24 protein-coding genes are annotated in these 25,882 nt (G+C 69.5%); 12 read left to right on the top strand and 12 right to left on the bottom strand.

The annotated features are described in order from the left end of the window. The first annotated feature begins 48 nt into the window (after positions 1-48). From AVMA1855_RS10660 to AVMA1855_RS10640, 5 genes are all read left to right on the top strand, one after another. Positions 49-300, top strand: coding sequence for a hypothetical protein (locus AVMA1855_RS10660; RefSeq protein ID WP_284400070.1), 252 nt, complete (start codon positions 49-51; stop codon positions 298-300). 58 nt (positions 301-358) lie between these two features. Further along, positions 359-1,753, top strand: a complete 1,395-nt coding sequence (tadA, locus tag AVMA1855_RS10655) for a tRNA adenosine(34) deaminase TadA (protein ID WP_284425694.1) — start codon at positions 359-361, stop codon at positions 1,751-1,753. Positions 1,754-1,816: 63 nt separating this feature from the next. Beyond that, a complete protein-coding gene (locus AVMA1855_RS10650; protein WP_284425679.1) occupies positions 1,817-2,800 on the top strand; it encodes an LD-carboxypeptidase in 984 nt (327 codons plus the stop codon). 186 nt (positions 2,801-2,986) lie between these two features. Next, positions 2,987-3,925, top strand: a complete 939-nt coding sequence (locus AVMA1855_RS10645) for an adenylate/guanylate cyclase domain-containing protein (protein ID WP_284425678.1) — start codon at positions 2,987-2,989, stop codon at positions 3,923-3,925. A gap of 75 nt (positions 3,926-4,000) precedes the next feature. Then, positions 4,001-5,017, top strand: a complete 1,017-nt coding sequence (locus tag AVMA1855_RS10640; RefSeq protein WP_284425677.1) for an asparaginase — start codon at positions 4,001-4,003, stop codon at positions 5,015-5,017. Positions 5,018-5,038: 21 nt separating this feature from the next. Here AVMA1855_RS10640 and AVMA1855_RS10635 read toward each other — a convergent pair whose 3' ends face one another. Continuing rightward, complete coding sequence (locus AVMA1855_RS10635) at positions 5,039-5,713, bottom strand: hypothetical protein (RefSeq protein ID WP_284425676.1); 675 nt, start codon at positions 5,711-5,713, stop codon at positions 5,039-5,041. A gap of 201 nt (positions 5,714-5,914) precedes the next feature. Here AVMA1855_RS10635 and AVMA1855_RS10630 point away from each other — a divergent pair, with 201 nt between their 5' ends. The 5 genes from AVMA1855_RS10630 to AVMA1855_RS10610 all read left to right on the top strand — a co-directional run bounded on the left by AVMA1855_RS10630 (position 5,915) and on the right by AVMA1855_RS10610 (position 10,634). Next, positions 5,915-6,607, top strand: coding sequence for a hypothetical protein (locus AVMA1855_RS10630; RefSeq protein ID WP_284425675.1), 693 nt, complete (start codon positions 5,915-5,917; stop codon positions 6,605-6,607). Between the two features lie 401 nt (positions 6,608-7,008). Further along, complete coding sequence (locus AVMA1855_RS10625) at positions 7,009-7,674, top strand: haloacid dehalogenase type II (RefSeq protein WP_284425674.1); 666 nt, start codon at positions 7,009-7,011, stop codon at positions 7,672-7,674. Then, entirely contained in the window at positions 7,674-8,765 is a 1,092-nt protein-coding gene (locus tag AVMA1855_RS10620) for a phosphotransferase (RefSeq protein WP_284425673.1), read from the top strand. Before AVMA1855_RS10625 ends, AVMA1855_RS10620 begins: the two co-directional genes overlap by 1 nt. Continuing rightward, positions 8,762-10,129, top strand: a complete 1,368-nt coding sequence (locus AVMA1855_RS10615; RefSeq protein WP_284425672.1) for an aspartate aminotransferase family protein — start codon at positions 8,762-8,764, stop codon at positions 10,127-10,129. The genes AVMA1855_RS10620 and AVMA1855_RS10615 overlap by 4 nt, the downstream gene beginning before the upstream one ends. Before the next feature lie 4 nt (positions 10,130-10,133). After that, entirely contained in the window at positions 10,134-10,634 is a 501-nt protein-coding gene (locus AVMA1855_RS10610; RefSeq protein ID WP_284400048.1) for an Lrp/AsnC family transcriptional regulator, read from the top strand. Between the two features lie 150 nt (positions 10,635-10,784). On the opposite strand, the gene AVMA1855_RS10605 is transcribed toward AVMA1855_RS10610, so the two are convergent. The 5 genes from AVMA1855_RS10605 to AVMA1855_RS10585 all read right to left on the bottom strand — a co-directional run bounded on the left by AVMA1855_RS10605 (position 10,785) and on the right by AVMA1855_RS10585 (position 16,559). After that, a complete protein-coding gene (locus AVMA1855_RS10605) occupies positions 10,785-12,059 on the bottom strand; it encodes an acyl-CoA dehydrogenase family protein (protein ID WP_284425671.1) in 1,275 nt (424 codons plus the stop codon). Positions 12,060-12,121: 62 nt separating this feature from the next. Then, positions 12,122-13,207 carry a phosphotransferase gene (locus tag AVMA1855_RS10600; protein ID WP_284414487.1) on the bottom strand — a complete coding sequence of 362 codons (1,086 nt, stop codon included), beginning with the start codon at positions 13,205-13,207 and terminating at the stop codon, positions 12,122-12,124. Between the two features lie 34 nt (positions 13,208-13,241). Next, the gene (locus AVMA1855_RS10595; RefSeq protein ID WP_092743762.1) at positions 13,242-13,961 is read right to left on the bottom strand and encodes a Crp/Fnr family transcriptional regulator; all 720 of its coding nucleotides are present in this window, start codon (positions 13,959-13,961) and stop codon (positions 13,242-13,244) included. A 228-nt stretch (positions 13,962-14,189) separates the two neighbouring features. Then, the gene (locus tag AVMA1855_RS10590) at positions 14,190-14,966 is read right to left on the bottom strand and encodes an oxepin-CoA hydrolase, alternative type (RefSeq protein ID WP_284425670.1); all 777 of its coding nucleotides are present in this window, start codon (positions 14,964-14,966) and stop codon (positions 14,190-14,192) included. A gap of 69 nt (positions 14,967-15,035) precedes the next feature. Beyond that, entirely contained in the window at positions 15,036-16,559 is a 1,524-nt protein-coding gene (locus AVMA1855_RS10585) for a 3-hydroxyacyl-CoA dehydrogenase (RefSeq protein ID WP_284425669.1), read from the bottom strand. A gap of 112 nt (positions 16,560-16,671) precedes the next feature. Here AVMA1855_RS10585 and AVMA1855_RS10580 point away from each other — a divergent pair, with 112 nt between their 5' ends. Then, positions 16,672-18,885 (top strand): hypothetical protein, encoded by a 2,214-nt coding sequence (locus AVMA1855_RS10580; protein WP_284425668.1) that lies wholly within the window; start codon positions 16,672-16,674, stop codon positions 18,883-18,885. 94 nt (positions 18,886-18,979) lie between these two features. Here AVMA1855_RS10580 and AVMA1855_RS10575 read toward each other — a convergent pair whose 3' ends face one another. Genes AVMA1855_RS10575 through AVMA1855_RS10560 form a run of 4 tightly spaced genes read right to left on the bottom strand, consistent with a single transcriptional unit; the run spans position 18,980 to position 22,005 of the window. Then, positions 18,980-19,894, bottom strand: a complete 915-nt coding sequence (locus AVMA1855_RS10575) for a thiamine phosphate synthase (protein ID WP_284425667.1) — start codon at positions 19,892-19,894, stop codon at positions 18,980-18,982. Position 19,895: 1 nt separating this feature from the next. Then, complete coding sequence (locus AVMA1855_RS10570) at positions 19,896-20,726, bottom strand: thiazole synthase (protein ID WP_284425666.1); 831 nt, start codon at positions 20,724-20,726, stop codon at positions 19,896-19,898. Positions 20,727-20,731: 5 nt separating this feature from the next. Then, on the bottom strand, positions 20,732-20,929 hold the full coding sequence (gene thiS, locus AVMA1855_RS10565; protein ID WP_272569312.1) for a sulfur carrier protein ThiS: 198 nt from the start codon (positions 20,927-20,929) through the stop codon (positions 20,732-20,734). Next, the gene (locus AVMA1855_RS10560) at positions 20,926-22,005 is read right to left on the bottom strand and encodes an FAD-dependent oxidoreductase (protein ID WP_284425665.1); all 1,080 of its coding nucleotides are present in this window, start codon (positions 22,003-22,005) and stop codon (positions 20,926-20,928) included. The genes thiS and AVMA1855_RS10560 overlap by 4 nt, the downstream gene beginning before the upstream one ends. 295 nt (positions 22,006-22,300) lie before the next feature. Between AVMA1855_RS10560 and thiD the strand changes: the two genes are divergently transcribed. Further along, positions 22,301-23,155, top strand: a complete 855-nt coding sequence (gene thiD / locus AVMA1855_RS10555; RefSeq protein WP_284425664.1) for a bifunctional hydroxymethylpyrimidine kinase/phosphomethylpyrimidine kinase — start codon at positions 22,301-22,303, stop codon at positions 23,153-23,155. Between the two features lie 162 nt (positions 23,156-23,317). On the opposite strand, the gene AVMA1855_RS10550 is transcribed toward thiD, so the two are convergent. Both AVMA1855_RS10550 and AVMA1855_RS10545 read right to left on the bottom strand, forming a co-directional pair. After that, complete coding sequence (locus tag AVMA1855_RS10550; RefSeq protein ID WP_284425663.1) at positions 23,318-24,598, bottom strand: purine-cytosine permease family protein; 1,281 nt, start codon at positions 24,596-24,598, stop codon at positions 23,318-23,320. Positions 24,599-24,783: 185 nt separating this feature from the next. Further along, positions 24,784-25,860, bottom strand: coding sequence for an NAD(P)/FAD-dependent oxidoreductase (locus AVMA1855_RS10545; protein ID WP_284425693.1), 1,077 nt, complete (start codon positions 25,858-25,860; stop codon positions 24,784-24,786). Positions 25,861-25,882: the final 22 nt, after the last annotated feature.

The following is a 25,882-nucleotide window of genomic DNA, read 5'->3' as shown; positions in this document are numbered from 1 at the left end:
ATGGCAGGCACGGGGCCGCAGCCGCCCACGCCACACAGGAGAGATGGCATGCGCATGGGATTCGGACTGGTGGCCCTGCTGGTGGCCCTGGCGATTGTTGGGTTACTGGTCAAAAAGCAGCTGGGCGCCACGCGCTCTGCCGTGCCGGTGGTGTCAGTGCCGGGCGCCCAGCCGCCGGCCAGCGGGGCCTCGGCCGCCACCGTGCGCGAGCAGAGCCAGCAGGTGCAGCAACAGGTCAAGCAGCAGATGGAAGCGCTCATGCAGCAGGCCCGCCCCATGCCGGAAGACGAATCCAAGTGAAATCGGGCCCATGCCGGCGTTTTTCATGCCCTGATAGCTATAAAAATAATAGCAAATGATGGATTCGGCCGACGATGAAGATGCGCGCTGGATGCGCCACGCCCTGGCCGAGGCGCGTGCCGCGGCCGAGGCGGGCGAGGTGCCGGTGGGCGCGGTGGTGGTGCGCAACGGCGAAGTCATCGCCACGGGCCGCAACGCCCCCATCGCCGGCCACGATCCCACCGCCCACGCCGAGATCGCCGCGCTGCGGGCGGCGGCGGCGCGGCTGGGCAACTACCGGCTGGATGGCTGCACCCTCTACGTCACGCTGGAGCCCTGTGCCATGTGCAGCGGCGCCATGCTGCACGCCCGCCTGCCGCGCGTGGTCTACGGGGCGCAGGACGCCAAGACCGGCGCGGCCGGCTCGGTCGTCGATCTGTTCGCCGAGCCGCGGCTGAACCACCACACCCAGGTGCGGCGCGGCGTGCTGGCCCCGGAGTGCGGCGAGTTGCTCAGCGGTTTTTTCCGCGCGCGGCGCAGCCAGCAGCGCGCCCAGGCGCTGTCGGCCCACCCGCTGCGCGACGACGCGCTGCGCACGCCGGACTCCGCCTTCGCCGGCCTGCCCGATTATCCTTGGGCGCCGCACTACCTGAGCGACCTGCCCGCGCTCGCCGGCTTGCGCCTGCACTACCTGGACGAGGGCACGCGCGATGCAGCCCGCACCTGGCTGTGCCTGCACGACCTGCCCACCTGGAGCTACCTGTACCGCCACATGCTGCCGGTGTTCGCCGCCGCGGGCGACCGGGTGGTGGTGCCCGACCTCATCGGCTTCGGCCGCAGCGACAAGCCCAAGAAAGAGGCCGCCCACCGCTTCGAATGGCACCGGCAGGTGCTGATCGAATGGATTGAACGGCTGGACCTGCGCCACGCTGTGCTGGTGGTGCAGGGCTGGGGCGGGGCGCTGGGCCTGACGCTGCCCATGGCCTTGCCCGGGCGGTTCGACGGCGTGCTGGCCATGAACACCTGGCTCGCTGGCGCCGATGCGCCGGTGCCCCATCGCCTGCAGGCGTGGCAGGCCGAATGCGCCCGGGCCGGCCGCAGCGCGGGCGCGGGCCGCCTGGTGGCGCAGGCCGGCAGCCCGCTGACTCCCGAGGAGCAGGCGGCCTACGATGCGCCGTTTCCCGATGTGGGTTTTCGCGCTGCGCTGCGGGCGCTGCCGCAGGCCGTGCCGGAGGAACCCGAGGGCGCCGTCATGGCCCTGGCGGCCCGCCGCTTCTGGCAGGGCGAATGGACAGGCCGCAGCCTGCTGGTGGCCGGTGCACCGGACGCCGCGCTGGGCCCCATGGCCATGCAATCCCTGCAGGCCCTGGTGCGCGGCAGCCCGCCGCCGCTGGCGGTGCCCGGTGCGGGGCATTTCGTGCCGGAGCAGGGCGCCGAAATCGCCGCGCGGGCTGTGGAATACTTCCGACCCTAGCGCGCCGGCCGCACCGGCGCACACACCGCATCCACCGGAGCAGGCCCGCGCGGCCTGAATGCCTTGTCCCTTGCATCCCATGACGACCACGCCCATTGCGGCCACGACCACGGCCCCCGGCACATCTACATCTATTCGCCCTCGGGCGCGGTACGTGACAAGGCGGCCTTCAAGCGCGGCATCGCCCGCCTGAAGGCAATGGGGCACGAGGTCGAGGTGGACGCCGATGCCCTGGCCACCCACACGCGCTTCGCCGGCGACGAAGCGACGCGTCTCGCAGCCATCCACCGCGCGGCGGCCAGCGGCGCCGACCTGGCCCTGATCTCGCGCGGCGGCTATGGCATCACCCGCATCCTGCCGGGCATCCGCTACAAGGCGGTGGCCAAGGCGGTTGCGGGGGGCACGCGCTTCGTCGGCGTGAGCGACTTCACGGCGTTCCAGAACGCATTGCTGGCCAAGACCGGCGCCATCACCTGGGCCGGCCCCTCGCTGTGCGGAGACCTGGGCCCGGAAGGCGAGCCCGACGACATCATGCTGGCCTGCCTGGACGACCTGCTCACCGGCCACGGCGAGGGCAGCGGCTGGCGCATGAACGCCGAAAAGCCCAACGCCGCCGGCCAGCCCGCGGTGCGCGACATCTACGTGAAAAGCGCGCAGCTCTGGGGCGGCAATCTGGCCGTGCTGGCCGGGCTGGTGGGCACGCCCTACCTGCCGGCGGTGCGCGGCGGCATCCTCTTCATCGAGGACGTGAACGAGCACCCCTACCGCGTGGAGCGCCTGCTCACGCAATTGCTGCACGCGGGCGTGCTGGCGCAGCAAAAGGCCGTGATCCTGGGCCAGTTCACCGGCTACAAGCTCGCACCGCACGACAAGGGCTTCAAGCTGCAGAGCGTGGTGGACTGGCTGCGCACGCAGATCAAGGCGCCGGTGCTGACCAACCTGCCTTACGGCCATGTCGCCACCAAGGTGCTGCTGCCCGTGGGCGCCACGGTGTCGCTGTCGGTCGAGGGGCGCGACGCGCTGCTGTACTGGGGCCACACCCACTGAGGAACGCGGGCGGGGCCACCTTCCATGCCCCCGCTGCAGGCCGCCCGAGCCGGCCCCATAATTTGCATTCCGTTTCCATTCTTTCCCCTCCGTGCCTCGTCTGTTCGCGTGTTGCGTGCACGCATCCCTGATCTTTGAAGGCCCTGGCGCCACCACGCGGCCAGGCGCTCGCCGGAAGGCCGCGCCATGACGGGCGGCGCGGTGCACACCGTCGTGTTCGCCGACATCGCGGGCAGCACCGCCCTGTTCGAGGCTGTGGGCAATGCACGCGCGACCGCCGCCGTGACCCAGCTGACCGACTGGATCGGCGAGACCGTCATCACCCATGGCGGCCGCGTGGTCAAGACGCTGGGCGATGGCGTGCTCGGCGTGTTCGAGGACGGCGCGGCCGGCGTGGCCGCCATGGCCGCGATGATGCGCAGCCACCACCACCGCATGCATGCTTGGCCGCGCGAACTGCGCCTCGACCTGCGGGCGGGCCTGGCCAGCGGCGAGATCGTGCAGGTGGACGGCGACTGCTACGGCGACGCGGTCAACGTGGCCGCCCGGTTGTCCGAGCGTGCCGGCCCGCGCGAGATCTGGGCCACCGAAAGCACCGTGGAGCAGGCGGGGTCGGTGGACGGCACCTGGTTCGTACGCCTGGGCGCCATGGACCTGCGCGGTCGGTCCGAGCCCATCGTCATGTACCAGGTCGAATGGCGCGATGGCGAGGAAGGCGATTCGGTCACCATGCAGGCGGCGCTGCCCAGCACGGTGATGCCGCTCGATTCCGGCAGCGCCTGCCTGGAACTGTCCTGGGGCGGCGCGCACCGCGCCTTCCTGTCCACCCAGACGCCCGTGCACCTGGGCCGCGCCACGCAGGCCCAGGTGCATGTGGGCGACCCCCGCGTCTCGCGCCTGCATGCCCGCATCGACTGGCGCAACGGCACCTTCGTGCTCACCGACCTCAGCAGCTTCGGCACCTGGGTGCACTTCGGGGGCGGCAGCACCGTCGTCAACCTGCGCCGCGACGCCTGCCTGCTGCATGGCACTGGAGTGATCGCGCTCGGGGTGCCGCTGGGCAAGGCGGCCGGCGGGCCGACGGTGGGCTTTCGCGTGTCGGGCGGCACGGTGCTGCCGCACTGACGCGGCAGAACCGGGATCTTTTCATCCGCCTGCCCGAGGGCAGGCCCACTCCCAGAACGAAAGCGAGCAGCCCCAATGCACCATGCACCGTTGATCGAACTCACCCGTGGCGGCATTCCCGAAAGCCTGCATGCCGGCTCGGTGGCCGTGGTGGACCGGCAGGGCCGGCTGCTCGCGCAGGTGGGCGACCCGTGGGCCCGGGTGTTCACCCGCTCCACCATCAAGGCCTTCCAGGCCCTGCCGCTGCTGCAGTCCGGCGGCGTGCACGCCCTCGCCTGGGGCAAGCGCGAACTGGCACTGCTGTGCGCCAGCCACAACGGCGAGGCGCAGCACGTGCAGGTGGTGCAGGGCATGCTCGACAGCGTGGGCCAGGACCACACCGTGCTGCGCTGCGGCTGCCACGTGCCCCTGTTCGCAGCCCTCGGGCTGGGTACGGTCGCGCCCGGTGCCGTGCACGACGAGCGCCACCACAACTGCAGCGGCAAGCATGCGGTGTTCGTGGCGTACTGCGTGCAGCAAGGCCTTTCCTTGCCCGACTACACCGACCCCATGCACCCGCTGCAGATCCAGGTGCGCGAGCAGGTCGCCAGCGCCGTGGGGCTCGCACCCGGCGACCTGGCGATGGGCATCGATGGCTGTTCGGCGCCCAACTACGCCATGCCGCTGGCGCACCTGGCGCGGGGCTACGCCCGGCTGGCCGGCGAAGCACCGCAGGACAGCGACCTGGGCCCGCACTTGGCGGCGCTGGCCGATGCCATGGTGGCGTTTCCTGCACTGGGCTCGGGCACGGGGCGGCACGATGCCGACTTCATGCGGGCCGGCGGGGGCGACTGGGTGTCCAAGACGGGCGCCGATGGCGTGCAGGTGCTGGGCAGCCGCAGCCGGGGCGAGGCCTTCGCGCTCAAGGTCATGGACGGCAACATGACCGCGCAGATCGCCGCCGCCGTCGAGGTGCTGGACCAGCTGGGCTGGATGAATGACGCCCAGCGCGCCGCGTTGGCGCCCTGGCGCGCCGCACCGCTGCTGAGCGCACGGGGCGTGCCCGTGGGCGAGCGCCGCCCGGTGTTCCGGCTGGAGCGCGCCGCCGTTTGAGGCCGACAGGCCGCCGCCGCTTTACAGATAAGCGCTGGCCGCTGCAAAAACAGTCGCAAAAGACCAAGTGTCCGGCAGGATGTACGCCACGCCCGCCGACTGGCCGAACACGGGCGCGATGAGCCGGTCGTAGAACGCCGCGTCCACATTCACGCAGCCGTAGGAAATCCGCTTGTCCTGCGCGCTGCCATGCACCAGCCGCTCGCGCCGGCGCTCTGGAGGGCTCACGCTGCGCAGCCGGTGCAGGGACACGGCGGCGTCGTAGTCGATCCAGACGATGTCGTCGCCGCGCAGGTTCAGCCCCGGCTCGGTGATGAAACGGCCGGCCGGGGTGGTGCGCTCCTCGGGCCGGATCTTCGACAGGGGCTTGTCGCCGATGCCGGGCACCGAGGCGTCTCCGCGGGCGGAGCCCAGCAACACGGCTGCGCTGCCGCGCCAGCGCCCGTCGGCGGCAAAGACATGCAGGCGCGCGCCCAGCTTGTCGATCACGGCGAACGGCAGGCCGCCATGGTCGGCCGTGCCCTGCACCCATCGCACCAGTTGCACCGCGGTGTCGGAGGTGCCCTCGGGCGGCCAGGTCGCCACGGTGCCGGCCCGTGCTTCGACAGCGGGCAGCAGCCCCAGGGCCGCTGCGGCGATGGCGGTCCGGCGCGAGAGGGCGGCGGTGTGGTCCGGGGTGGCGGAGGGTGCGGTCATGCGGCGATGTGGGGCGACCCGGCAGAAACGGCCCGGCAAGTACCGAAGAAGTCCCCAAAAAGTCCCAAGGGGTGGAAAGTGCCGTGCATGCTAGCGTGTGTGTGCAGAGGTGGCGGGTTTGGGCGAATAATGGCTGCTTCTGCCGAGCCTTTGCCTTCATTTTTTCACACCATGTTCGAGCGCTTTCGCAAAGCCTTCGCCTTGGGCCCACGCCCCGACGATCCTCCGCGCCCCGTGTCGCTGGAGGATACCGAGCAGTGGGCGGCCGCGCAGGGCCTGGCTTTCTCGCGAACCGCGGAGCCGGGCGGGTTCCTGATGCTGGGCCAGTACGAAGGGCGCACCTGGCGCCTGGAGTGCGGGGCGCCGCAGCGCCACTACCTGCGGGGCACGGAACTGCGCGCGCGCATCGATGTGGGCGTGGAGCCCGACGTGGCGCTCATGCTGGTCTCCCGCCCGCTCAAGGAGGCGCTGGAGCGCGAAGCCTACGGTGCCTTCACCGATACGCTGCAGACCTCGTTGCCGGGGGACTTGCCCGAGGAGGTGCGCTGGCTCGCCATGTTCGAGGAGATGGCGTGGCCCGGCGTGCCGCTGCCTTTCTGGCAGCATTTTGCGGTGGTGGGCGAGGGCGGCCTGCACGCCAAGCGATGGGTGCAGCCATCCATGGTGTCCCATCTGCTGGAGATGCTGCTGCCAGCCCAGGGCGAGCCTGACGAAGCCGGCACGCGCGCGCCGAAAGCGCCGCCGCTGATGCTGATGGTGGCGCGCGGCAAGGTGTCGCTGCGCATCGAATACCCCGGCGACCACCTGCAGACGCTGGCCGATGCGGTGATGCTGCTGCACGAGGCGGCCCGCAGCGCCCTGCAGCACCTGCCGCAGGGCACAGCGAAGAACTAGGACCGGCTGGCACCAATTGCGCCGAGGCGGATTCGCTGCGACCGTGAATGCAGGGAGATCGCAGCGACTCGCTGCATGCCGGTCGAGCGCGGTCTTCCAACGCGGCGAGCCAAGGCTGGCCTGACGAATCTGCAATTGCTCAGCGCAATGTGACCTGCCCGTCGGCGCGGGGGGCAGCCCCATTCCCATCGTGCCACCCCTGCGTGATCGCAGGCGCAGGGTGCGCCTCGCGATGCGGTGATGGCCGCCATCGCGCCGGAAGAGGGCAAAACAACGCTATCCAAAAATGCCAGGCCCCGTGCAGATTGACAAAGAAACTGCTCGGGACTCGCATCGATATGGCATCTCCTGTAAAGGGTGCAGTCCTAGACTCGTTTCACCTCAACACAGCAGATCTGCCCATGATCTTCAAACCTCGATTCATCAGCTTCGACTGCTACGGCACGCTCATCAACTTCGAGATGGGGCCGACGGCGAAGGTCCTGTTCAAAGACCGGGTGGCGGCCGATCGGATGCCGGCGTTCCTGGACAGTTTTCGGGCCTATCGCCTCGACGAGGTGCTGGGCGACTGGAAGCCTTTCTACGACGTGGTGGCGAACGCCATCCAACGTGCCTGCAAGGCGCATGGCATCGAATGCCTGGCATCGGATGCTGCCGCTTTGTACGACGCCGTGCCAACCTGGCAGCCACACCCGAACGTGGTGGAAGTGCTGGAGGCGATCGCGCCAGAAGTACCGCTGGTCATCCTGTCGAACTCGATGGTCGACCTCATTCCCCACAGCGTCGCGCACCTCAAGGCCCCCTTCCACGCGGTCTATACCGCCGAGGAAGCGCGCGCGTACAAGCCGCGCATGCAAGCCTTCGAATACATGTTCGACCGGCTGGGATGCGGGCCCGGTCAGATGATGCATGTCTCGTCGAGCTTTCGTTATGACCTGATGACGGCGTCCGACCTGGGGTTCATGGCCAAGGCCTTCATCGACCGGGGCCATGAGCCTGCGTCGAGCGACTACGGCGTGTGCCGCCTGACAGACGTTCGCCAGCTTCCTGCATTGCTCGGACTCTGATGCTCCGCCTCGACCCCCACCTGGGAACCCAGGGCGCGATGCGTGACCAAGCCGCGGCACTGAGCACGGCAGCCCCCCAGCTGGCGCCAGCCGAGGTGCAGGGCCTGGTGAAGCGCCTCTACGGCCTCGACGTCGGCGTGAGGGCACTCGCTGGCGAGCGCGACCAAAACTGCGCGTTGGAGTCGGCCGACGGCGCGCGCTACGTGTTCAAGATCAGCAACCCTTCCGAGCGGGTGGAACTGGTCGATTTCCAGATCGCCGCCATCGAGCACATCGCCCGCACATCGCCCGGCCAGCCGGTTCCGCGCGTGGTGCGGATGCTGGACGGACGCGCGCGCGATACCGTGGAACTCGCCGGGGGCATCCAGACCACCGTGCGCATGCTCACCTACCTGGATGGCATCCAGATTCGGGAGACGCCGCGCACCGTTGCCCAGCGGGTGGCGATGGGCCAAGGCCTGGCCGCGCTGAACCTTGCCCTGCAAGGCTTCACGCATCCGGCGGCGGCCCATGATCTGCTGTGGAACGTGTCGGCAGCGCATCGTCTGACCGTCCAGCTCGACAGCCTGGTGGAAGGCCCGAGGCGCGCGCTGGCCCAGTCGTTCATGGCCCGCTTCATCGACCACATGCTGCCTCGCCTTGCTTCGTTGAGGGCGCAGGTGATCCATAACGACTATCACCTCTACAACGTGCTGGTCGCGCCGCACGACCCGTCGCGCATCACCGGCATCATCGACTTCGGCGACATGCTGCACGCGCCATTGGTCGGCGAGGTGGCCACGGCAGCGGCCTTCCACATGGCCGGCTGCGCCGATCCGTTCGAAGGGCCGGCGCAGTTCGTCAGGGCCTACCAATCCGTTGTGCCGCTGACCGAGCCGGAGCAGGAGATCGTCGCCGATCTCATGGCGACGCGCCACCTGATCACGGCCTTGATCTCGGAGTGGCGGGCCTTGCGCTATCCCGAAAACCGCGACTACATCATGCGGCACAACCCGGCAGCCTGGCAGGCGCTGTCGCAGATGGCCGACCTTTCCCGCCACGAGGCGCGCGACCGCCTGTTGACCCCCACACCCACTGAAACCCCGCCATGAAAACCACTGCTGATTTCAATATGGTCAATGCCTACATCCCCGGCCGAGCCCAGGTCGGCCCCGCCACCGAGGCCATGATCGATCGGCGCAATGCGCTGCTCGGCCCGGCCTACCGGCTGATGTATGAGCATCCGCTGCACATCGTGCGCGGTGACGGCGTTTGGCTGATGGACCCTCAGGGCCGCCGCTACCTCGACGCCTACAACAACGTCACCTCGCTCGGCCATTGCCACCCCGCGGTGACCGAGGCGATCTGCGGCCAGGTGACGACCCTCGCGACCAACACGCGCTACCTCCACGACACCATCCTCGAACTGGCCGAGCGCCTGCTGGCGAGCGTGCCGGGCACGGATCTGGCCCACCTGATGCTGACTTGTACCGGCAGCGAGGCCAACGACCTGGCTTATCGCATCGCCAAGGTGCGCACCGGCGGCACGGGGGTGATCGTCACCGACACGGCATACCACGGCATCACGGACGCCGTGTCGCAGTTCTCGCCCTCGCTGGGCCCGACCGTCGACCTGGGGGCGCACGTTCGCCTGGTGCCGGCGCCGCGCCGCTACCACGCCGAGGGTGCCGACCTCGGCGAGCGCTTCACGCGCGACGTCGAGGCGGCCATCGCCGACCTGCAGCGCCACGGCATCCGGCCGGCCGCCTTGATCGTCGATTCGCTTTTCACCAGCGACGGCATACTGCCCGAGCCCGCGGGCTTCCTGAAGGGGGCGGTCGAGGCGATCCAGCGCGCTGGCGGGCTGTTCATCGCCGACGAGGTGCAGCCTGGCTTCGGCCGCACGGGCGAGCATCTGTGGGGCTTTCAGCGCCACGGCCTCGTTCCCGACATCGTCACCATGGGCAAGCCCATGGGCAACGGCCAGCCGATCGCCGGCATCCTTGCGACAGCCGACGCCCTGGCGGAATTCGGCAAGAACTCCCGCTACTTCAACACCTTCGCCGGCAACACGGTCTCATGCGCAGCGGCCCTGGCGGTGTTGGAGACCATCGAGCGGGACCGACTGGTGCGGCACGCGGCCAGGATCGGCCGATTGCTGCTCGACGGCATCGCGGGGCTCGCCGCGAAGCACGAGGCCATCGGCGACGTTCGGGGGGCGGGGCTCTTCGTGGGCGTCGAACTGGTATCGAACCGGGCGACGCGGGCGCCGGCGCGCGAACTCACCAGCCGGGTCGTCAACCGGATGCGCGACAAAGGCGTGTTGCTCAGCGCGTGTGCCCAGGGACACAACGTGCTCAAGATCCGCCCGCCGCTGGTGTTGTCGGCGGAGCAGGCCGGCATGGTCGTCCAAGCGCTCGACGAATCGCTGGCCGAGACATGCACCACAAGGCAAGGCGGCTTGGCCATACGATAGCGCCATGAAATCGGCCATCCTGTTCGATCGGTTTGACCTCAAGATCCTCGCGCATCTTCAGCGCGAGGGGCGCTGCTCGAACGTCGATCTGGCCAAGTCGGTGGGGCTGAGCCCCAGCCCGTGTCTCCTGCGCACGAAGCGGCTGCAGGAGATCGGACTGATCCGTGGCTACAGCGCCGACATCGCGCTCGAAAAACTGGGGGATCACGTCATCGTGTTCTCCGAGGTCACCATCGGCAGCCACCGGCCGCATGATTTTCGAAAGTTCGAGGAAGGCGCCGGGAAGTACCAAGAGATCGTCGAGTGCTACAACGTCAGCGGCGGATACGACTACCTGCTCAAGATCGTGGTGTCGGGCATCGGCGCTTTTCAGGCGCTGATGGAAAAGATGCTGGAAGACGATATCGGCATCGAGCGTTTCGCTTGCCGGATTGTCCTGCGCCAACCGCATGGACGGCGCGAGTACCCCTTGGGGGCCATTGCGGCTCGGCAACGTTGGGAGTGATGGTGGGCCCGGGTCTGGGGCGACCCGTGCCACTTTTCGATGCCATGGAAAAACGCCCCGTGATCCGGGGCGATCGCAACCTCTTTGAGTGAAATCTGAAGGGCAGGGGGCCGGGATGCGTGGGCCCCTGCACCTTGGGGCTGCAGGCTGTCAGCAGCCGCGCGTGATGGGCGGCTCCACGCTGCTGCCGTAGGTTCCGTACTTGCCCAGTTCCCACTTGGCGATGGCGTTGCGGTGCACCTCGTCCGGGCCATCGGCAAAGCGCAGGGTGCGCGCGTTGGCATAGGCATAGGCCAGCGGAAAGTCGTCGCACATGCCGCCGCCGCCATGCACCTGCATGGCCCAGTCGATCACTTGGCAAGCCATGCTGGGCGCGACCACCTTGATCATGGCGATCTCGGTGCGTGCGACCTTGTTGCCGGCCACGTCCATCAGCCACGCCGCTTTCAAAGTAAGCAGGCGGGCCATGTCGATCTTGCAGCGGGCCTCGGCGATGCGCTCCTGCGTCACCGTCTGCTGCGAGACCGGCTTGCCGAAGGCGACGCGGCTGCTGGCGCGGCGGCACATCAGCTCGAGCGCGCGTTCGGCCAGTCCGATGAGCCGCATGCAGTGGTGGATGCGGCCCGGGCCCAGTCGGCCCTGCGCGATCTCGAAGCCGCGGCCCTCGCCCAGAAGGATGTTGGAGGCGGGCACGCGCACGTTCTCGAACACCATCTCCACGTGGCCGTGGGGCGCGTCGTCGTAGCCGAACACGTTCAGCGGGCGCAGGACGCGGATGCCGGGCGTGTCCGCCGGCACCAGCACCATGCTCTGCTGGGAGTGGCGGGCCGCTTCCGGATCGCTCTTGCCCATGGTGATGAACACCGCGCAGCGCGGGTCCGCCGCGCCCGAGATCCACCACTTGCGGCCGTTGATGACGTACTCGTCGCCCTGGCGTTCGATGCGCGTCTCGATGTTGGTCGCGTCGCTGGAGGCCACGTCGGGTTCGGTCATGGCGAAGGCCGAGCGGATCTGCCCCTCCAGCAGCGGCTTGAGCCAGCGCGCCTTGTTCTCCTCGCTGCCGTAGCGCGCGATGGTCTCCATGTTTCCGGTGTCCGGCGCGGAGCAGTTGAACACCTCGCTGGCCCAGGGCACGCGGCCCATGATCTCGGCCAGCGGCGCGTATTCCTGGTTGGTCAGCCCTGCGCCGTCATAGCCCGAGGCGGCGGCGCTGTCCACCGGAAGGAACAGATTCCACAGCCCGGCGGCGCGGGCCTTGGGCTTGAGCTGCTCGATGGTGTTCAGGGTCGTCCAGCGCTTGCCGGCGGCGGTGTTGGCCGCCAACTCGGCGGCATAGGCGGGCTCCGAAGGGTAGATGTGGTCGTCCATGAACTGCCGCAGGCGTGCCTGCAGGTCCTGGGTCTTCGGTGAGTAGTCAAAATCCATCGCGGTCCTCCGGTTGAAAGGCTTGGGGGCAGGCCGGCGGTGCTGCACCGCCGGCCGTGGTTTCACATGCGCTGGGCGAACCCCCAGGCCATCTGGGCCAGGGGCCGGGCGCCTTCGCCCGAGGTGCGTGCCTGGGCGCTGGAGGCGGTACCGGCTTCCACCCGCTTGGCGATGCCTTGCAGGATCGAGGCCAGGCGGAACAGGTTGTAGGCCAGGTAGAAGTTCCAGTCGGCACGCAGCGCCTCGGGCGTGGTGAATCCGGTGCGCTCGCAATAGCGGCGGATGTAGTCGGCCTCGTCCGGAATGCCCAGTGCCGCGATGTCCAGCCCCGCGATGCCGCGGAACATGCCCGGCGGGATGTGCCAGGCCATGCAGTGGTAGCTGAAATCGGCCAGTGGATGGCCCAGGGTGGACAGCTCCCAGTCCAGCACCGCGATTACGCGGTTCTCGGTGGGGTGGAACATCAGGTTGTCGAGCCGGAAGTCGCCATGCACGATGGACACGCGGTTCTCGTCGCGCGCGCTCTCCGGAATGTGCGCAGGCAGCCACTCCATGAGCCGGTCCATCTCCTCGATGGGCTGGGTGATGGAGGCCGCGTACTGCTTGCTCCAGCGGCCGATCTGCCGGTCGAAGTAATTGCCCGGCTTGCCATAGCCGGCCAGGCCCCGGTCGGCGAAACGCACCGTGTGCAGTGCCGAGATCACGCGGTTCATCTCGTCGTAGATGGCGCCGCGCTCGGCCGGCTGCAGGCCGGGCAGCGACTGGTCCCACAGCACGCGGCCTTCCATGAACTCCATCACATAGAACGCCCGGCCGATCACCGACTCGTCCTCACACAGCACATGCATGTGCGGCACGGGCACGTCGGTGCCGGCCAGCCCGCTCATCACCGCGAATTCACGCTCGATCGCATGGGCCGATGGCAGCAGCTTGGCGACCGGCCCGGGCTTGGCGCGCATCACGTAGCTGCGGCCCGGTGTGACGAGCTTGTAGGTGGGGTTGGACTGGCCGCCCTTGAACATCTCCACCGTCAGCGGTCCGGCGAATCCATCCAGGTTCCGGCCCAGCCAGTCGCTCAGGGCTCGGGTGTCGAACGCATGCTGATCGGAGACGGGCCGGGTGCCGATGAAGTGGTCGTAGTTGCTCATGGAATGCGGTGGAGGTGGGAGGCCGGCGGGGTGGTCAGTTGTCGGTTTCTGCGATGCGCATCAGGGCTTCGCGGTCACGCACCACAAGGCCGCCCGGCTCGATGCGGATGGCGTCCTCGCGCTCCATCGATTTGAGTTCCTGGTTCACGCGCTGGCGCGAAGCGCCCAGCAACTGCGCCAGCTCTTCCTGCGCCAGTTGCAGGCCGATGCGCATCTCGCGCCCGTCCGACAGGCTGGGAATGCCGTAGCTGCGCACCAGGTGCAGCAACTGCTTGGCCAACCGCGCACGCAAGGGCAAGGTATTGAGGTCTTCCACCAGGCCGTAGAGCTGGCGGATGCGCCGCGCATGCAGGCGCAGCATGGCTTCGTAGAACTCCACGTGCGCGCTGAGGATCTTGCGGAAGTCGGCCTTGGCCACGCACAGGATGGTGGTGTCGCCGTGGGCATAGGCATCGTGCGTGCGGCGGTCCCCGTCGAAGATCGCCACGTCGCCGAACCAGATGCCGGGCTCCACATAGGTCAGCGTGATCTGCTTGCCCGAGATGGAGGTGGAGCTCACCCGCACCGCGCCGCGGGCGCACGCGATCCATTCCTCGGGCGGATCGCCGCGGGCGGCGATCAGGCCGCCGTCCTTGAAGCGTTTGACGTACGCGCATCGGAGAATGTCGTGCCGCAGAGAAGGGGAGAGGGAAGAGAACCAGCGACCGGTATTGATCGCTTCACGTTCTTCGATGGTAAGAATGGGGTCGTCCATTGGTCTGTCTTTTGGGTGACTGGTATCGCTTTCATTGTCGCGCCCGGGACCGGTGCGCCTGCTGCTCGTTGTCCCGGGGCTGTCGCCTGCGTGTCTGGCACGCGCGCGCGGCCACGCCGCGACGCGGCCGGTAGGGGCCGGCGCGAAGACGATGACGGAGCTCAGGGGCGGCGATTCGAGGCGAAATGCCCCGATGCCGGCGTTTCATATGCCCTGATTGCTATCTTATTAATAGCGCGCTGGGCGCTTTTCCAGAAAGGCGGAGATGCCTTCACCCGCGTTGGGGTGCTGCAGGTTGCGCACGAAGTGCTGGCGCTCCTGGGCCAGCTGCGCGGTCAGCGTGTTCTGCGGGGCCTCGCTGATCAGCTCCTTGATGCTGGCCAGCGCATTGGGGGCGCGTGCGTTCAGGGTGTCTGCCAACTCCAGCGCGCAGGCCAGGGCCGAGCCGGCCTGCGACAGCCGGTTGACCACGCCCAGGGCGTGCAGGCGTTCGGCCTCCACTTTGCCGCCGCCCATGAGCATTTCGCTGGCCAGTTGGCGCGGCACGGCGTTGGCGAGGCTCCAGCTTGCGCCACCGTCGGGCGACAACGCGATGTTGCTGTAGGCCATGGTGAAGGTCGCGTTGCGCGCTGCCACGACGAGGTCACAGGCCAGCGCCAGCGAGAAGCCCGCTCCGGCCGCTGCGCCCTCGACCGCGGCGATCACCGGCTTGGGGTAGGCGCGAATGGTTTCGATCCAGTGGTGCAGCGCTTCCACGCCCTGCGCCTGCGACTCGGCATCTTCCTGGCGCCGCGCCAGCAGCCGCTGCAGGTTGCCGCCCGCGCAGAACGTGCCGTCGGCGCCGGTAATGACCACGCTGCGCACGTCCGCGCTGCGCTCGGTGCCGTTCAGGGCTTCGATGCCTGCCGCGCAGATGGCCGGATCGAGCGCGTTGCGCATTTCCGGGTGGCGGATGGTCAGCACGAGGGTCTGGCGGTGGCTGGTGCTCTGGAGTTGGGCGGGCATGGGCGCTTTAGGTAAAGAAGAGGCGGGCAGGGCCGGCGATGCGCCGGCCCGCAGGGAAGATCGGTGGGTTCACTCTTCTTCGTGCAGTAGGCTGAGCCCGATCGCACCGCGCCGGCGCAGCCAGGGGCTGGGCCGGTAGCGCGTGTCGCCATACACGGTCTGCATGTTGAACAGCACTTCGAGGATGTTGGTCGGTCCCCAGCGATTGCCCATGGCGAGCGGCCCGAGCGGATACCCCAGGCCCAACGTGACCGCCGTTTCCAGGTCGGCCGGGCTGCAGATGCCTTGCTGGCAGATGTCGCTGGCGATGTTCACGATGGTGGCCACCACGCGCTGCGTGACGAAGCCGCCGCTGTCTCGGATCACGCTCACCGGCTTGCCGTCGCGGGCGAACAGCGCGTGGGCCGCGTTGCGGATGTCCACGCGCGTGGCGGGGTTGGTGGCCAGCACGCGGCGCCTGGTGGCGGCGTCTTCCACCAGCATGTCGATGCCCAGGGTGCGGGCGGGGTCGAGCCGCTCCACCACGGCCACCGTGGTGATGTCGAACCCCAGAGGCGCCACCAGCGTGATCGCGTTGGGAGAGGGCGAGGTGCCGGTTTCGATCTGCGCGCCCAGGTCCTTGAGCAACTGGTACAGCTCGGCCCGCCGCGCGGCACGGGGGGACACCCAGACCGGCGGTATGTGGTCCACGACCGGTGCGGCCGGCTCCGCGGGCACCTGCGCCACGCCGTCGGCATAGCGGAAGAAGCCCTCGCCGGTCTTCCTGCCGAGCATGCCGCCGGCCAGGCGCTGGGCGGTGATCACACTGGGGCGGTAGCGGGGCTCCTCGAAATACTGGTGGTACACCGATTCCATGACCGGGTGCGACACGTCGAGCGCGGTCAGGTCCATGAGCTCGAAGGGGCCCAATTTGAAGCCAACCTGGTCGCGCAGGATGCGGTCCACCGTGGCGAAATCGGCAATGCCCTCGCTCACGATCCGCAGCGCTTCGGTGCCGTAGCCCCGTCCCGCATGGTTGACGATGAAGCCCGGCGTGTCCTGCGCCTGCACCGGGGTGTGGCCCATGCAGCGGGCGTGCGCGGCGAGCCGCTCGCACACGGCGGGGTCCGTGCGCAGGCCGGCGATGACTTCCACCACCTTCATCAGCGGCACGGGATTGAAGAAATGGAAACCCGCCAGACGCTGTGGGTGTTGCAGCGCCGCACCAATGGCCGTCACCGAAAGCGACGACGTGTTGCTTGCCAGCACGGTATCTGTGGCGACAATGCGCTCCATCTGTGCAAAAAGCGACTGCTTGGCGTCGAGCCGCTCCACAATGGCTTCGACGATCAGGTCGCATTGCGCCAGACCTTCCAGCGAGGACACCGCCGCCAACCGCGCCTGCCAGTCGCCGGCCTGGCTTTCGGTAATGCGGCCCTTGCCTACGAGGCGCAGCCATTGCTGCTTGATATGGTCAATCGCTTCGCCTGCTGAGTTAGGCTTGGCATCAAATAGAAGAACATTGCTGCCGGCCTGTGCCGCCATCTGGGCAATGCCCTGGCCCATGGCACCGGTGCCTATGATGCCCACGAAGGAAAATGGGTTGCTGGTCATGGGGCGCATTATGGCGGCGGCGTATTGGGGAGTACTTATGTGCCAGAATGGGCCGAACAAAAAAGAAACTGTTGTGAAAATAAGTAACGCGATTCTTGGTGCAAGTTTGTCGATGGTTGCCTGCAGCGCCACGGCACTTTCGCTGGGCGCGAGCCGCGGCGCCGTGGTGCTGGGCGCTCCGGTGGATCTGGTGTTCGAGGTGCAGCCCGACCCGGGCACGGACATCGAATCTTCCTGCGTGGCGGCCCGGCTGGTTTCCGGCGAGACGCCGGTGCCGGATTCCAAAGTGCGGGTGACGCCGATACCCGCCTCGGCCGGCCGATCCGCTGCCGTGCGCGTGCAGGCCAATGTGTCGGCCGACGAACCCATTCTCACCGCCAGGCTCACCGCGGGATGCCGCGGCGGTGTTACACGAAACTACACTTTTTTTGCGCAGTTGCCCGAATCGGCGGCTGGCACATCCCGCCCCGTGGACCTGGGCCAATTGGCGCGGCCTCGCACGGCACCGGCCACAGGTGCCGGGCTGGCAGGCGACGGCGCGGCTGCAACGGGTGCGGGACGGACTTCCGCAGCAGCCACCACCGATGCACCCCCACGCAGGCCCGCGGCGGCGTCCCGTCCCCTACGGGCCCCTGCCGCGAATGCCCCCGCACCCCGTGCTGCGGCGGCCCCCGCCACGCCCGCATCGGGCCGCGCGGTGTTCACCAGCCCGCAGCAGCCGGCGCCCGTTGAGCGCCCCCGCCTCGTGATGGAGCCTTTGGATGTGTGGCTCGACGCCCCGCTGCCGCTGCGTGCGGCGCCGGAGATGGCCGCGCCCACCGCCACCGATGCCAGCCCCCAGCGCACCGAAGCCGCTGCGCTGTGGAAGGCCCTGAACACGCCGGTGGAAGAACTGCAGCAGTCCGCGGCACGCACCGGCAAGCTCGAAGCCGAGGTGGCAGCGCAGCGTGCCCAGGCCACCTCCGAGCGCGCGGCCGCCGCCCAGCTCAAGCAGCAGCTGGAAGCCGCCGAGACCGAGCGGTTTTCCGCCACGGTGGTTTACGGGTTGCTGGCCTTGCTGGTTCTGGCCCTGGGATTGGCTGCCTGGATCTGGGCGCGCGCACGCCGCCAGTCGGCGCTGGCCTGGAGCCATGCCGTCGCTGCCAGTGGCGGCAACGGCCCCGTAGCCGGCGCGGTGGTGGATGGGCCGGCAGGGCGCGAGTCCCTCCAGACCGCGCCGCAGGCGGCGGACGATTGGGCGGGCATGCCTGAGCCGGTCGTGCCCCCGGCCCCTGTGGCGGTGCCCGTGCCTGCGCCGATGCCGGCCCCGGCACCCGCCAAGCCCGCGCCGCGCGCCGCCACCTTGCCCGAGCGCGCTCCGCCGCCGGTGATGCGCCGCACTGAACCCTCATTGCGCAGCGCGCCCGCGCCCCTGGCGCCGCCGGCCCCCGTGCCACCCGTATCGGTGGTGCCGCCGCCGGCCCTGGCCGTCCGCGCCGCACCCATCGTGCATCCGGAGGACCTGTTCGACATCCAGCAGCAGGCCGACTTCTTCGTGTCGGTGGGCGAGCATGACCAGGCCATCGGCGTGCTCAAGCGCCACATTGCCGAGCATGGAGAGACCTCGCCCTTCGCCTACCTGGAGTTGCTGCGCCTGTACCACACGCTCAGCCGGGTGGAGAGCTTCAATCAGCTGCGGGCCCAGTTCCAGGCGCAGTTCAATGCGCAGGTGCCGGAGTTCTCCTCGTTCCACCGGACGGGCCTGACGCTGGAGAGCTACACGGAAGCGTTGGCAGCCATCGAGGCCGAATGGTCGTCCCCCGAAGTGCTGGAAACCCTCGAAGGCTGCCTGTTCCGTCGCGGCGAAGACGCCATCGCGTCGCCGTTCGATCTGGCGGCCTACGACGATCTGTTGCTGTTGCTGGCCATCGCGCAGACCACACCGGCCAGTGCCCGCGGTGCCCCGCCGCCACGCACCCGCACCACACCCCTCACGCCCCCGCCGCTGGAAATCGAGCCCGAGCCGGAATTGCCTTCCGCCAGCGCCTTCGGTGTGGACAGCCTCTCCGCGCGCCGGGAGCAGGAACTGCAATCGCTGGACTCGCTGTCTGCCGGGTTCTCCTGGGAGTCGATCCCGGCGCCGCTGGCCCCCAAGCCGATCTCCGAGGCCATGCTGGACATCGACCTGACGGATCCGCCGCCGCTCACGCTGAGCGAGCTGCCCCCGGTGCCCGTCACCGCGCCGCCGTCTGCCGGGCAACCGGTCGGCTTCGGCATGGACAACGACAAGATGGAACTGCGGCTGGAGCTCGAAGAGCTGGAGCGAAAGCAGCGCACGGACAAGTGACTTAAAAAAGGCCCTTCGGGGCCTTTTTCGATGCGGGCATGCCCCGCGTTGCGGCTCGCTGCCGTGGCGGCGCGCCTGCCAGGCGTGGCCGGTGTCAATCGGCCATGCGGGCCATCAGATCCTGCGCCGCGGCTTCCGGATCGTCGGCATTGACGAGCGCCCGCACCACGGCGATCGAGCCCACGCCCGTGGCCAGCACCTCGCCGAACTGCGGCGCCCCGATGCCGCCGATGGCGACCATCGGGTAGTGCCGCATCAGGCGGGCGTAGCCGGCCAGGCGTGCCACCCCCTGGGGCACGGTGGCCATCTTCTTGAGCGTGGTGGGAAACACGGCCCCCATGGCCACGTAGCTGGGCGCCGCGGCATCGGCGCGCACCATTTCCGCATAGCCGTGGGTGCTGACCCCCAGGCGCAGCCCGGCGTCGCGGATGGCCTGCAGCTGCGCGGGCGCCAGCGCATCGAGGTCTTCCTGGCCCAGGTGCACGCCGTAGGCGCCCGCGTCGATGGCGGCCTGCCAGTGATCGTTGATGAACAGCAGGGCATGCGTGCCACGCACGGCGTCCACGGCGGCCCGCACTTCCTGCACGATGGTTTGTGCGTCGTCCGTCTTGTAGCGCAGCTGCACGGTGGGTACGCCGGCACGGGCCATGCGGCCCACCCATTGCGCATCGGGCAGCACTGTATAGAGGCCCAGCCGCTCGGGGCAGGCGGGGAAGGGCTGGCGGTGCGGCAGCGGCTGCAGGCCGAAGTCTTGCGGCGCATCGGGCCACTGCGCGGCATCGAAGCCGCCGGTGCGGTCCGTCTGTGCCTGCCAGGCCCGGGCAAGGCACTCGGCATCGCTGGCGATGAAACCCAATGCGCTGCAGGCCTCCAGCGCCGCTCGGTACACCGGGCCGCCGGACAGCGGCACGGGGGCCGGTTGGGACGGGAAGTCGGCGAAGGCGGCGCCATGCGCGGCCAGGATGGCGCGCACCGATGCGGCGTGCCCCGAAGCGGTTCCGTGCAGCATTTCAGCCATGATCGTGGTGCCAGAAAGGGGTGCCCAGCACCGGGGTGCTCGGCTGGGCGGCTTCCTGCGCGGCCATGGCGCCCGCGCGTCGGGCGGTGCGGCCGGCCTGCACGGCGTCGGCGAAGGCGCCGGCCATGGCCACCGGGTCTTGCGCCAGGGCCACGGCGGTATTGAGCAGCACGCCGTCGTAGCCCCATTCCATCACCTGGCAGGCATGCGAGGGCAGGCCCAGGCCCGCGTCCACCAGCATGGGCACGTCCAGGCGCTCGCGCAGCAACTGCAGCGCATAGGGGTTGACGGGGCCGCGGCCGGTGCCGATGGGCGCGGCCCAGGGCATCACTGCCTGGCAGCCCACATCGACGAGGCGTTGGCAGAGCACCAGGTCCTCGGTGCAGTAGGGCAGCACCTGGAAGCCGTCGCGGATCAACTGCGAGGCGGCATCGACCAAGTTCAGTGTGTCGGGCTGCAGCGTGTAGTCGTCGCCGATCAGCTCCAGCTTGATCCAGGGCGTGCCGAACACCTCGCGCGCCATCTGCGCGGTGGTGATGGCCTCCTGCACGCTGTGGCAGCCGGCGGTGTTGGGCAGCACGGGCACCTCCAGGCGCCGCAGCAGCTCCCAGAAGCCGCTGCCGGTTTCGGCGGCGTTGCTGCCCTGGCGCCGCAGCGAGGCGGTCACCATCGCGGGCCGGGCGCGCTGCACGGCGGCTTCGAGCACGCTAGGGGAAGGGTAACGGGCGGTGCCCAGCAGCAGGCGGCTGGAAAAGCGCTGGCCGTACAGCACCAGTGCATCGGTGTCGTCGTTGTCGTGAGAAGGGTTGGAAGGGGAATGCATGGCGCTCAGCCGCCCGTCACGGGCGAGATCACTTCCACCCGGTCGCCCGCGGCGAGCTGGCGCAGGTGGTACTGGGTGTTGGGAACGAAAACGGTGTTCACGGCCACGGCGAAGGGCGGGCGCGCGGCGATGGCGGCCAGCGCGTCGGCCACGGTGGCCGTCTCCGGCAGGGTCGCGGCGGTCTGGTTGATGGTGATGTTCATGGGGAAAGGGCCGCCTCTTCGTCGAGGTGCAGGGCCAAATCGAAACGGGAGGCCAGGGCCGATTGTCCCTGGTTCAACCATTCCATGACGGCGTCGAGGATGGCCGGGGCGATCATGAAGCCATGGCGGTACAGGCCGTTGACCTCCAGCACGCGCGGGCGCACCTGGCGGAGGGCGGGCAGGTTGTCGGGCAGGGTCGGGCGGCATTGCGTGGCCACTTCGAGGATGCGGGCCTCGGCAAAGCCCGAATGCACCGCGTAGGCCGCGCTCAGCAGCTCCAGCGTGGAGCGCACGCTGGCGGGCGACAGGTCGTCCGATTCGATCTCGGTCGCGCCGATCACGAACAGGTGGTCTTCCTTGGGGGCGATGTAGATCGGGTAGCGCGGGTGCACCAGGCGGGTCGGCCGCCGCAGTGTCACCTCGGGCGCATGCACGCGCACGACTTCGCCGCGCACGCCGCGCAGCGCGCTCCACTGCGCACGGGCGCCCAGGCCCCGGCAGTCGATCACCCAGTCGGGCTGGCCAGACGTGCCGGGCGAAAAGTCCGACGGTGCGCGCGGGCAGTGCCAATGGGCCTCGATGCCCAGGCCGGCGAAGCTGGCCTCCAGCGCGGCCAGCAGTTGCCGGTTGTCCAGCTGGCCCTCGCCGGGCAGATACAGCCCCTGGGCGAAGCGCTGGCCCACGGCCGGCTCGTGCGCCTGCACGCCGGCGCTGTCGAGCACCTGCAGGGCGGGCAGTTCCGGCAGGGTGGCCGTGGTGCGTTCGAGTTGTCCGCGCAGCCGCGCGGCCTCGGGCGCGTCCTGGCGGTGCCACAGGATCAGCGTGCCCTCCTGCTGAAAGAACACGGGCCCGTTCAGGCGGGCCAGCAACTGGGGCCAGCGCGTGAGCGCGTAGTGGCCCATGCGCACCACGCCGGGCTCGGTCACCGCGGACTCCGCCAACGGTGCCAGCATGGCTGCGGCGATGCGCGCCGCGGCGCCTTGCGCATCGGGCCCAGCGGCGTCGTAGACCGTGACCGCATGGCCCTGGTGGGCCAGCTCCACGGCCAGCAGCCGGCCCATGAGGCCGGCGCCCATAATGGCAAGGGAAGAGGGCGAGGAAGGGGAAAGAAGAAGGGGGCGCATCGGGTCCGTCTGTCTGCAAGCCAACAGGGGGACAAAACGGGAAGGCTCCGCCGATGAAACTCCCCACGCCAGCATGACCTGGATCGGGTCGCGGGGCACGCGGGGCGGTGGTGTGGCCGCCAGGCCCCAGGGTATGTTCTCAGTCGCGCGCCATGGGCGGGACACCCCTGTTTCGTCCGTGCAGGGATTACAGCACAGTGACCGCGCCCGCCGGTTTGACCTGGCGCATGGGCCATAATTTTTGCCCATGAACACTGAGACCCTCTCGCCGCCGGCCGCCCGCCGCTACGCACGCGTGCTGTCGATCGCCGGATCGGACAGCGGCGGCGGAGCGGGCATCCAGGCCGACCTGAAAACCTTCAGCGCCCTGGGCTGCTACGGCATGACCGCCATCACCGCCCTGACCGCGCAGAACACGCAGGGCGTGCGCGCCATCCACGGCGTGCCGCCGGACATGCTGCGCCAGCAGATCGATGCGGTGGTGGAGGACATCGGCGTGGACGCCGTGAAGATCGGCATGCTGCATTCGCCCGAGGTGGTGCGCGTGGTGGCCGATGCCATCCGCCGCCACCGCCTTCCGCACGTGGTGCTGGACCCGGTGATGGTCGCCACCAGCGGCGACCGGCTCATCGCGCAAGAAACCGTGGGCGTGCTGGTCGAGGCCTTGTTCCCGCTCGCCACGCTGGTCACGCCCAACCTCGACGAAGCGGGCTTGCTGCTGGGACGGGCGGTGGACGGCGCCGATGCGCTGGACGCTGCGGCGCAGGACCTGCTGGCGCTCGGTGCGCCGGCCGTGCTGCTCAAGGGCGGCCACCTGCCGGGCGACTGGGTGATCGACGTGCTGGCCGGGCCGCAGGGCCTGTACCACCGGCTGCAGTCAGCCCGCATCGCCACGCACAACGGGCACGGAACGGGCTGCACCCTGTCGTCCGCGATCGCCGCGCACCTGGCGCTCGGCGAGCCGCTCGTGCAGGCCGTGGAGCATGCCCGCGCCTACATCCTGGCGGCCATCGCCGCGGGCGCCGATGTACACACCGGCCGGGGCCACGGGCCGCTGAACCATGGGCACAGCCCGGTGGCGCAGCGCATCGTGCAGGGCTGACCGCGCAGGGGCGCTGCCTGCCCATCCCTCACCGACCAAGGCTGGCGGGCATGCTATGAAAGTGATAGCTATATGCCGGCGACTTGATTGTGCTGGAGTCCGATTTTTGCCTCAAACCACCACGCGGCCAAGCAAGCCGGCCGTGTGCGCCGCAGGCGTGGGTCAGCGCCGGCCCGGCCGGGTGAGGAACGCCAGCGCGAAGCACAGGCACAGTGTCGGCAGCGCCGCGCCCAGCGCCGGCAGCACCCGCGGCAGCCCGTGGTAGCAGGCGATGCCCGCGATCCAGAGGCCGACGGGCAGCCATTCCACCTGCCGCGCCTTTGCCAGGGCCTGCTGCACCGGCGCACCGAACGCCAGCCGGCCCAGGATGACGCCGAACAGCGGCACGAATACCGAGCTGAGCAGGAGTAGGAACGGCTCCAGGCTGTGCATGGGCAGCACCAGGGCGAGCGCCGTGCACAGCGCCGCCATGGCCATGCCCCAGCGGCGCACGCCCCAGCGCGGCAGCAGGCTGTGGGCCGACACCGCGCCCGAATATGCATCGCCATAGGCGTTGTCCACCTCGTCGATCAGGATGAGCGACAGCGCGATCAGCCCGCCCTGGGCCAGCAGCAGCGCGGTCACCAGGTCCTGGCTGGGCAGCGTGAGGGCCACCAGCACACCGAGCGCATAGCACCACAGGTTGGCCAGGGCGTAGCCCAGCCAGGTGCCGCGCAGCGCGGACCGGCCGGAGGTGCCGTGGCGCGCGTAGTCGGCCACCAGCGGCAGCCAGGAGATGGGCATGGCGATCACCAGGTCCAGCGCCGGCAGCACGCCCATGCCGCCCGCGCCGGGGCGCGTCCACAGCGTGGCGAAGCCCTGGGCCTGCGCCAGCGACACGAACTGCCAGCTCAGCCACAGCAGCGACAGCACCACCAGGGGCAGCGCCACGCGCGCGATGAGCCGGCGCACCAGCTGCACCATCGAGCCGCTGAGCAGCAGCATCACCACGCCGCCCCACAGCAGCGTGGCCAGCACCGGCCAGTGGGCCCCGCCCATGGCGCCGGCTTGCCGGCCGATGGCCACCGTGGCATCGCGCATCACCACCAGCTCGAACGCGCCCCAGCCCGCGAGCTGCACGATGTTGAGCCCGATGGGCAGGCCCGCGAACGCGCGCCCGTAGACGGCATGCATCAGTCCGGCGCTCGCCAGGCCGCTGTCGCAGCCGATCTTGGCCACCCAGCCCAGCAGGCCGGCGCCGATCAGCGACCCGGCCACGATGGCCGCCAGCGCCTCGCGCGGGCTCAACGCGGGCATCAGATAGGCGCCCACCTGCATCACCAGCAGGCCCACGCCCAGGCTGAACCACAGCGAGGCATGGTCGCCGAAACGGAAGACGCGGCGGTCGGGCGCGATGGGGATCAGCGCGTCGTTGGCGGGCGCAGGGGGCGAGGAGGGCGGCATGGAAGCTCCGTGGATGGCAGGCACAGCAGGGTCGCGGCACGGGCTGGCCCCAAGGCACGCCGGGACGGCATGCGGTGGGCGTGGCGGCGGGAGGCGGATGGCCTGCGCGAGGATGACCCCGGCCGATTCAAGGGGAAAGTCTCAGACGGGGGCCGGTCGGCGGCAACCCTGGCGAAGCCGCGATTCTAGGGCGGTGCCGAGGCCGCCGGCACCGCCACCCCCAGCCGCTCGTGCAGCCGGGCGCTGGTGGTGGTGTATTGCAACGCCACGGGCGCGCCGGACAGGTATTCGGCCGCGCCGAAAGCCGCCAGCGTGGCTTCGTGGAAGCCGCACAGGATCAGCTTGCGCTTGCCGGGGTAGGTGTTGATGTCGCCCACGGCATGGATGCCGGGGATGGCCGTGCGGAAGGCCGCGGTATCGACCACGAGCTGCTTGCGCTCCATCGCCAGGCCCCAGTCGGCGATGGCGCCCAGGCGCGGCGAGATGCCGAGGCAGGCGATGAGCACGTCGAGCGGCAACGGTCGTGGCTGGCCGTCCGGGTCGATCAGTTGCAGCGCGGCCAGGCGGTCGTGCTGCACCTCGATGCCGACGATCTGCCCGGCCATCACTGCGATGCGGCCGGCATCGCGCAGGGCCTGCAGATGGGCCAGGGCCTCGGGCGGCGCCTGGAAGGCATCGCGCCGGTGCAGCAGGGTCACGCTGGCGGCGGCGTGCGGGCCCGGTTGGGCGCAGGCGATGGCGCGGGCCACGGCGGCGTCCTCGCCGCCATACACGACCACATGGCGGCCGGCGGTGTCGGCCGCATCCTCGTGGTAATGCAGTTGCGTGCCTTCGAAGCGATCGATGCCTTCAACCTTGACGGCGCGCGGCACGAACGCGCCCACGCCCGCGGCGATGAAGACCGTGCGCGCCAGCAGCGCGGTGCCGGCCGTGGTCTGCAGCAAAAGCCGCCCGTCGAGCTGCGGCGCGAGTGTGGCAACGCGCTGGCCCAGGTGCAGGGTGGGTGGGAACGGGGCGATCTGCCGCTGCAGCAACGCGACGAGTTCGCGCCCGGTGCAGACGGGAATGCCGGGAATGTCGTAGATGGGTTTGTCGCCGTACAGCTCGGCGCACTGGCCGCCCACGTGGGGCAGCGCATCGATCACATGGGCTGCAATGCCCTGCAACCCGAGCTGGAACACCTGGAACAGCCCAACCGGCCCCGCGCCGATGACGGCGGCATCCGTCTCGATGGTTCTCGAGGGGGCTGTGGTCGCTTCGATCTTCACGGGGCGTCGGGGGCCT

Source organism: Acidovorax sp. SUPP1855 (assembly GCF_030158955.1).
GTDB lineage: Bacteria > Pseudomonadota > Gammaproteobacteria > Burkholderiales > Burkholderiaceae_C > Paracidovorax.
This window is presented reverse-complemented; position numbering and strand designations above follow the sequence as displayed.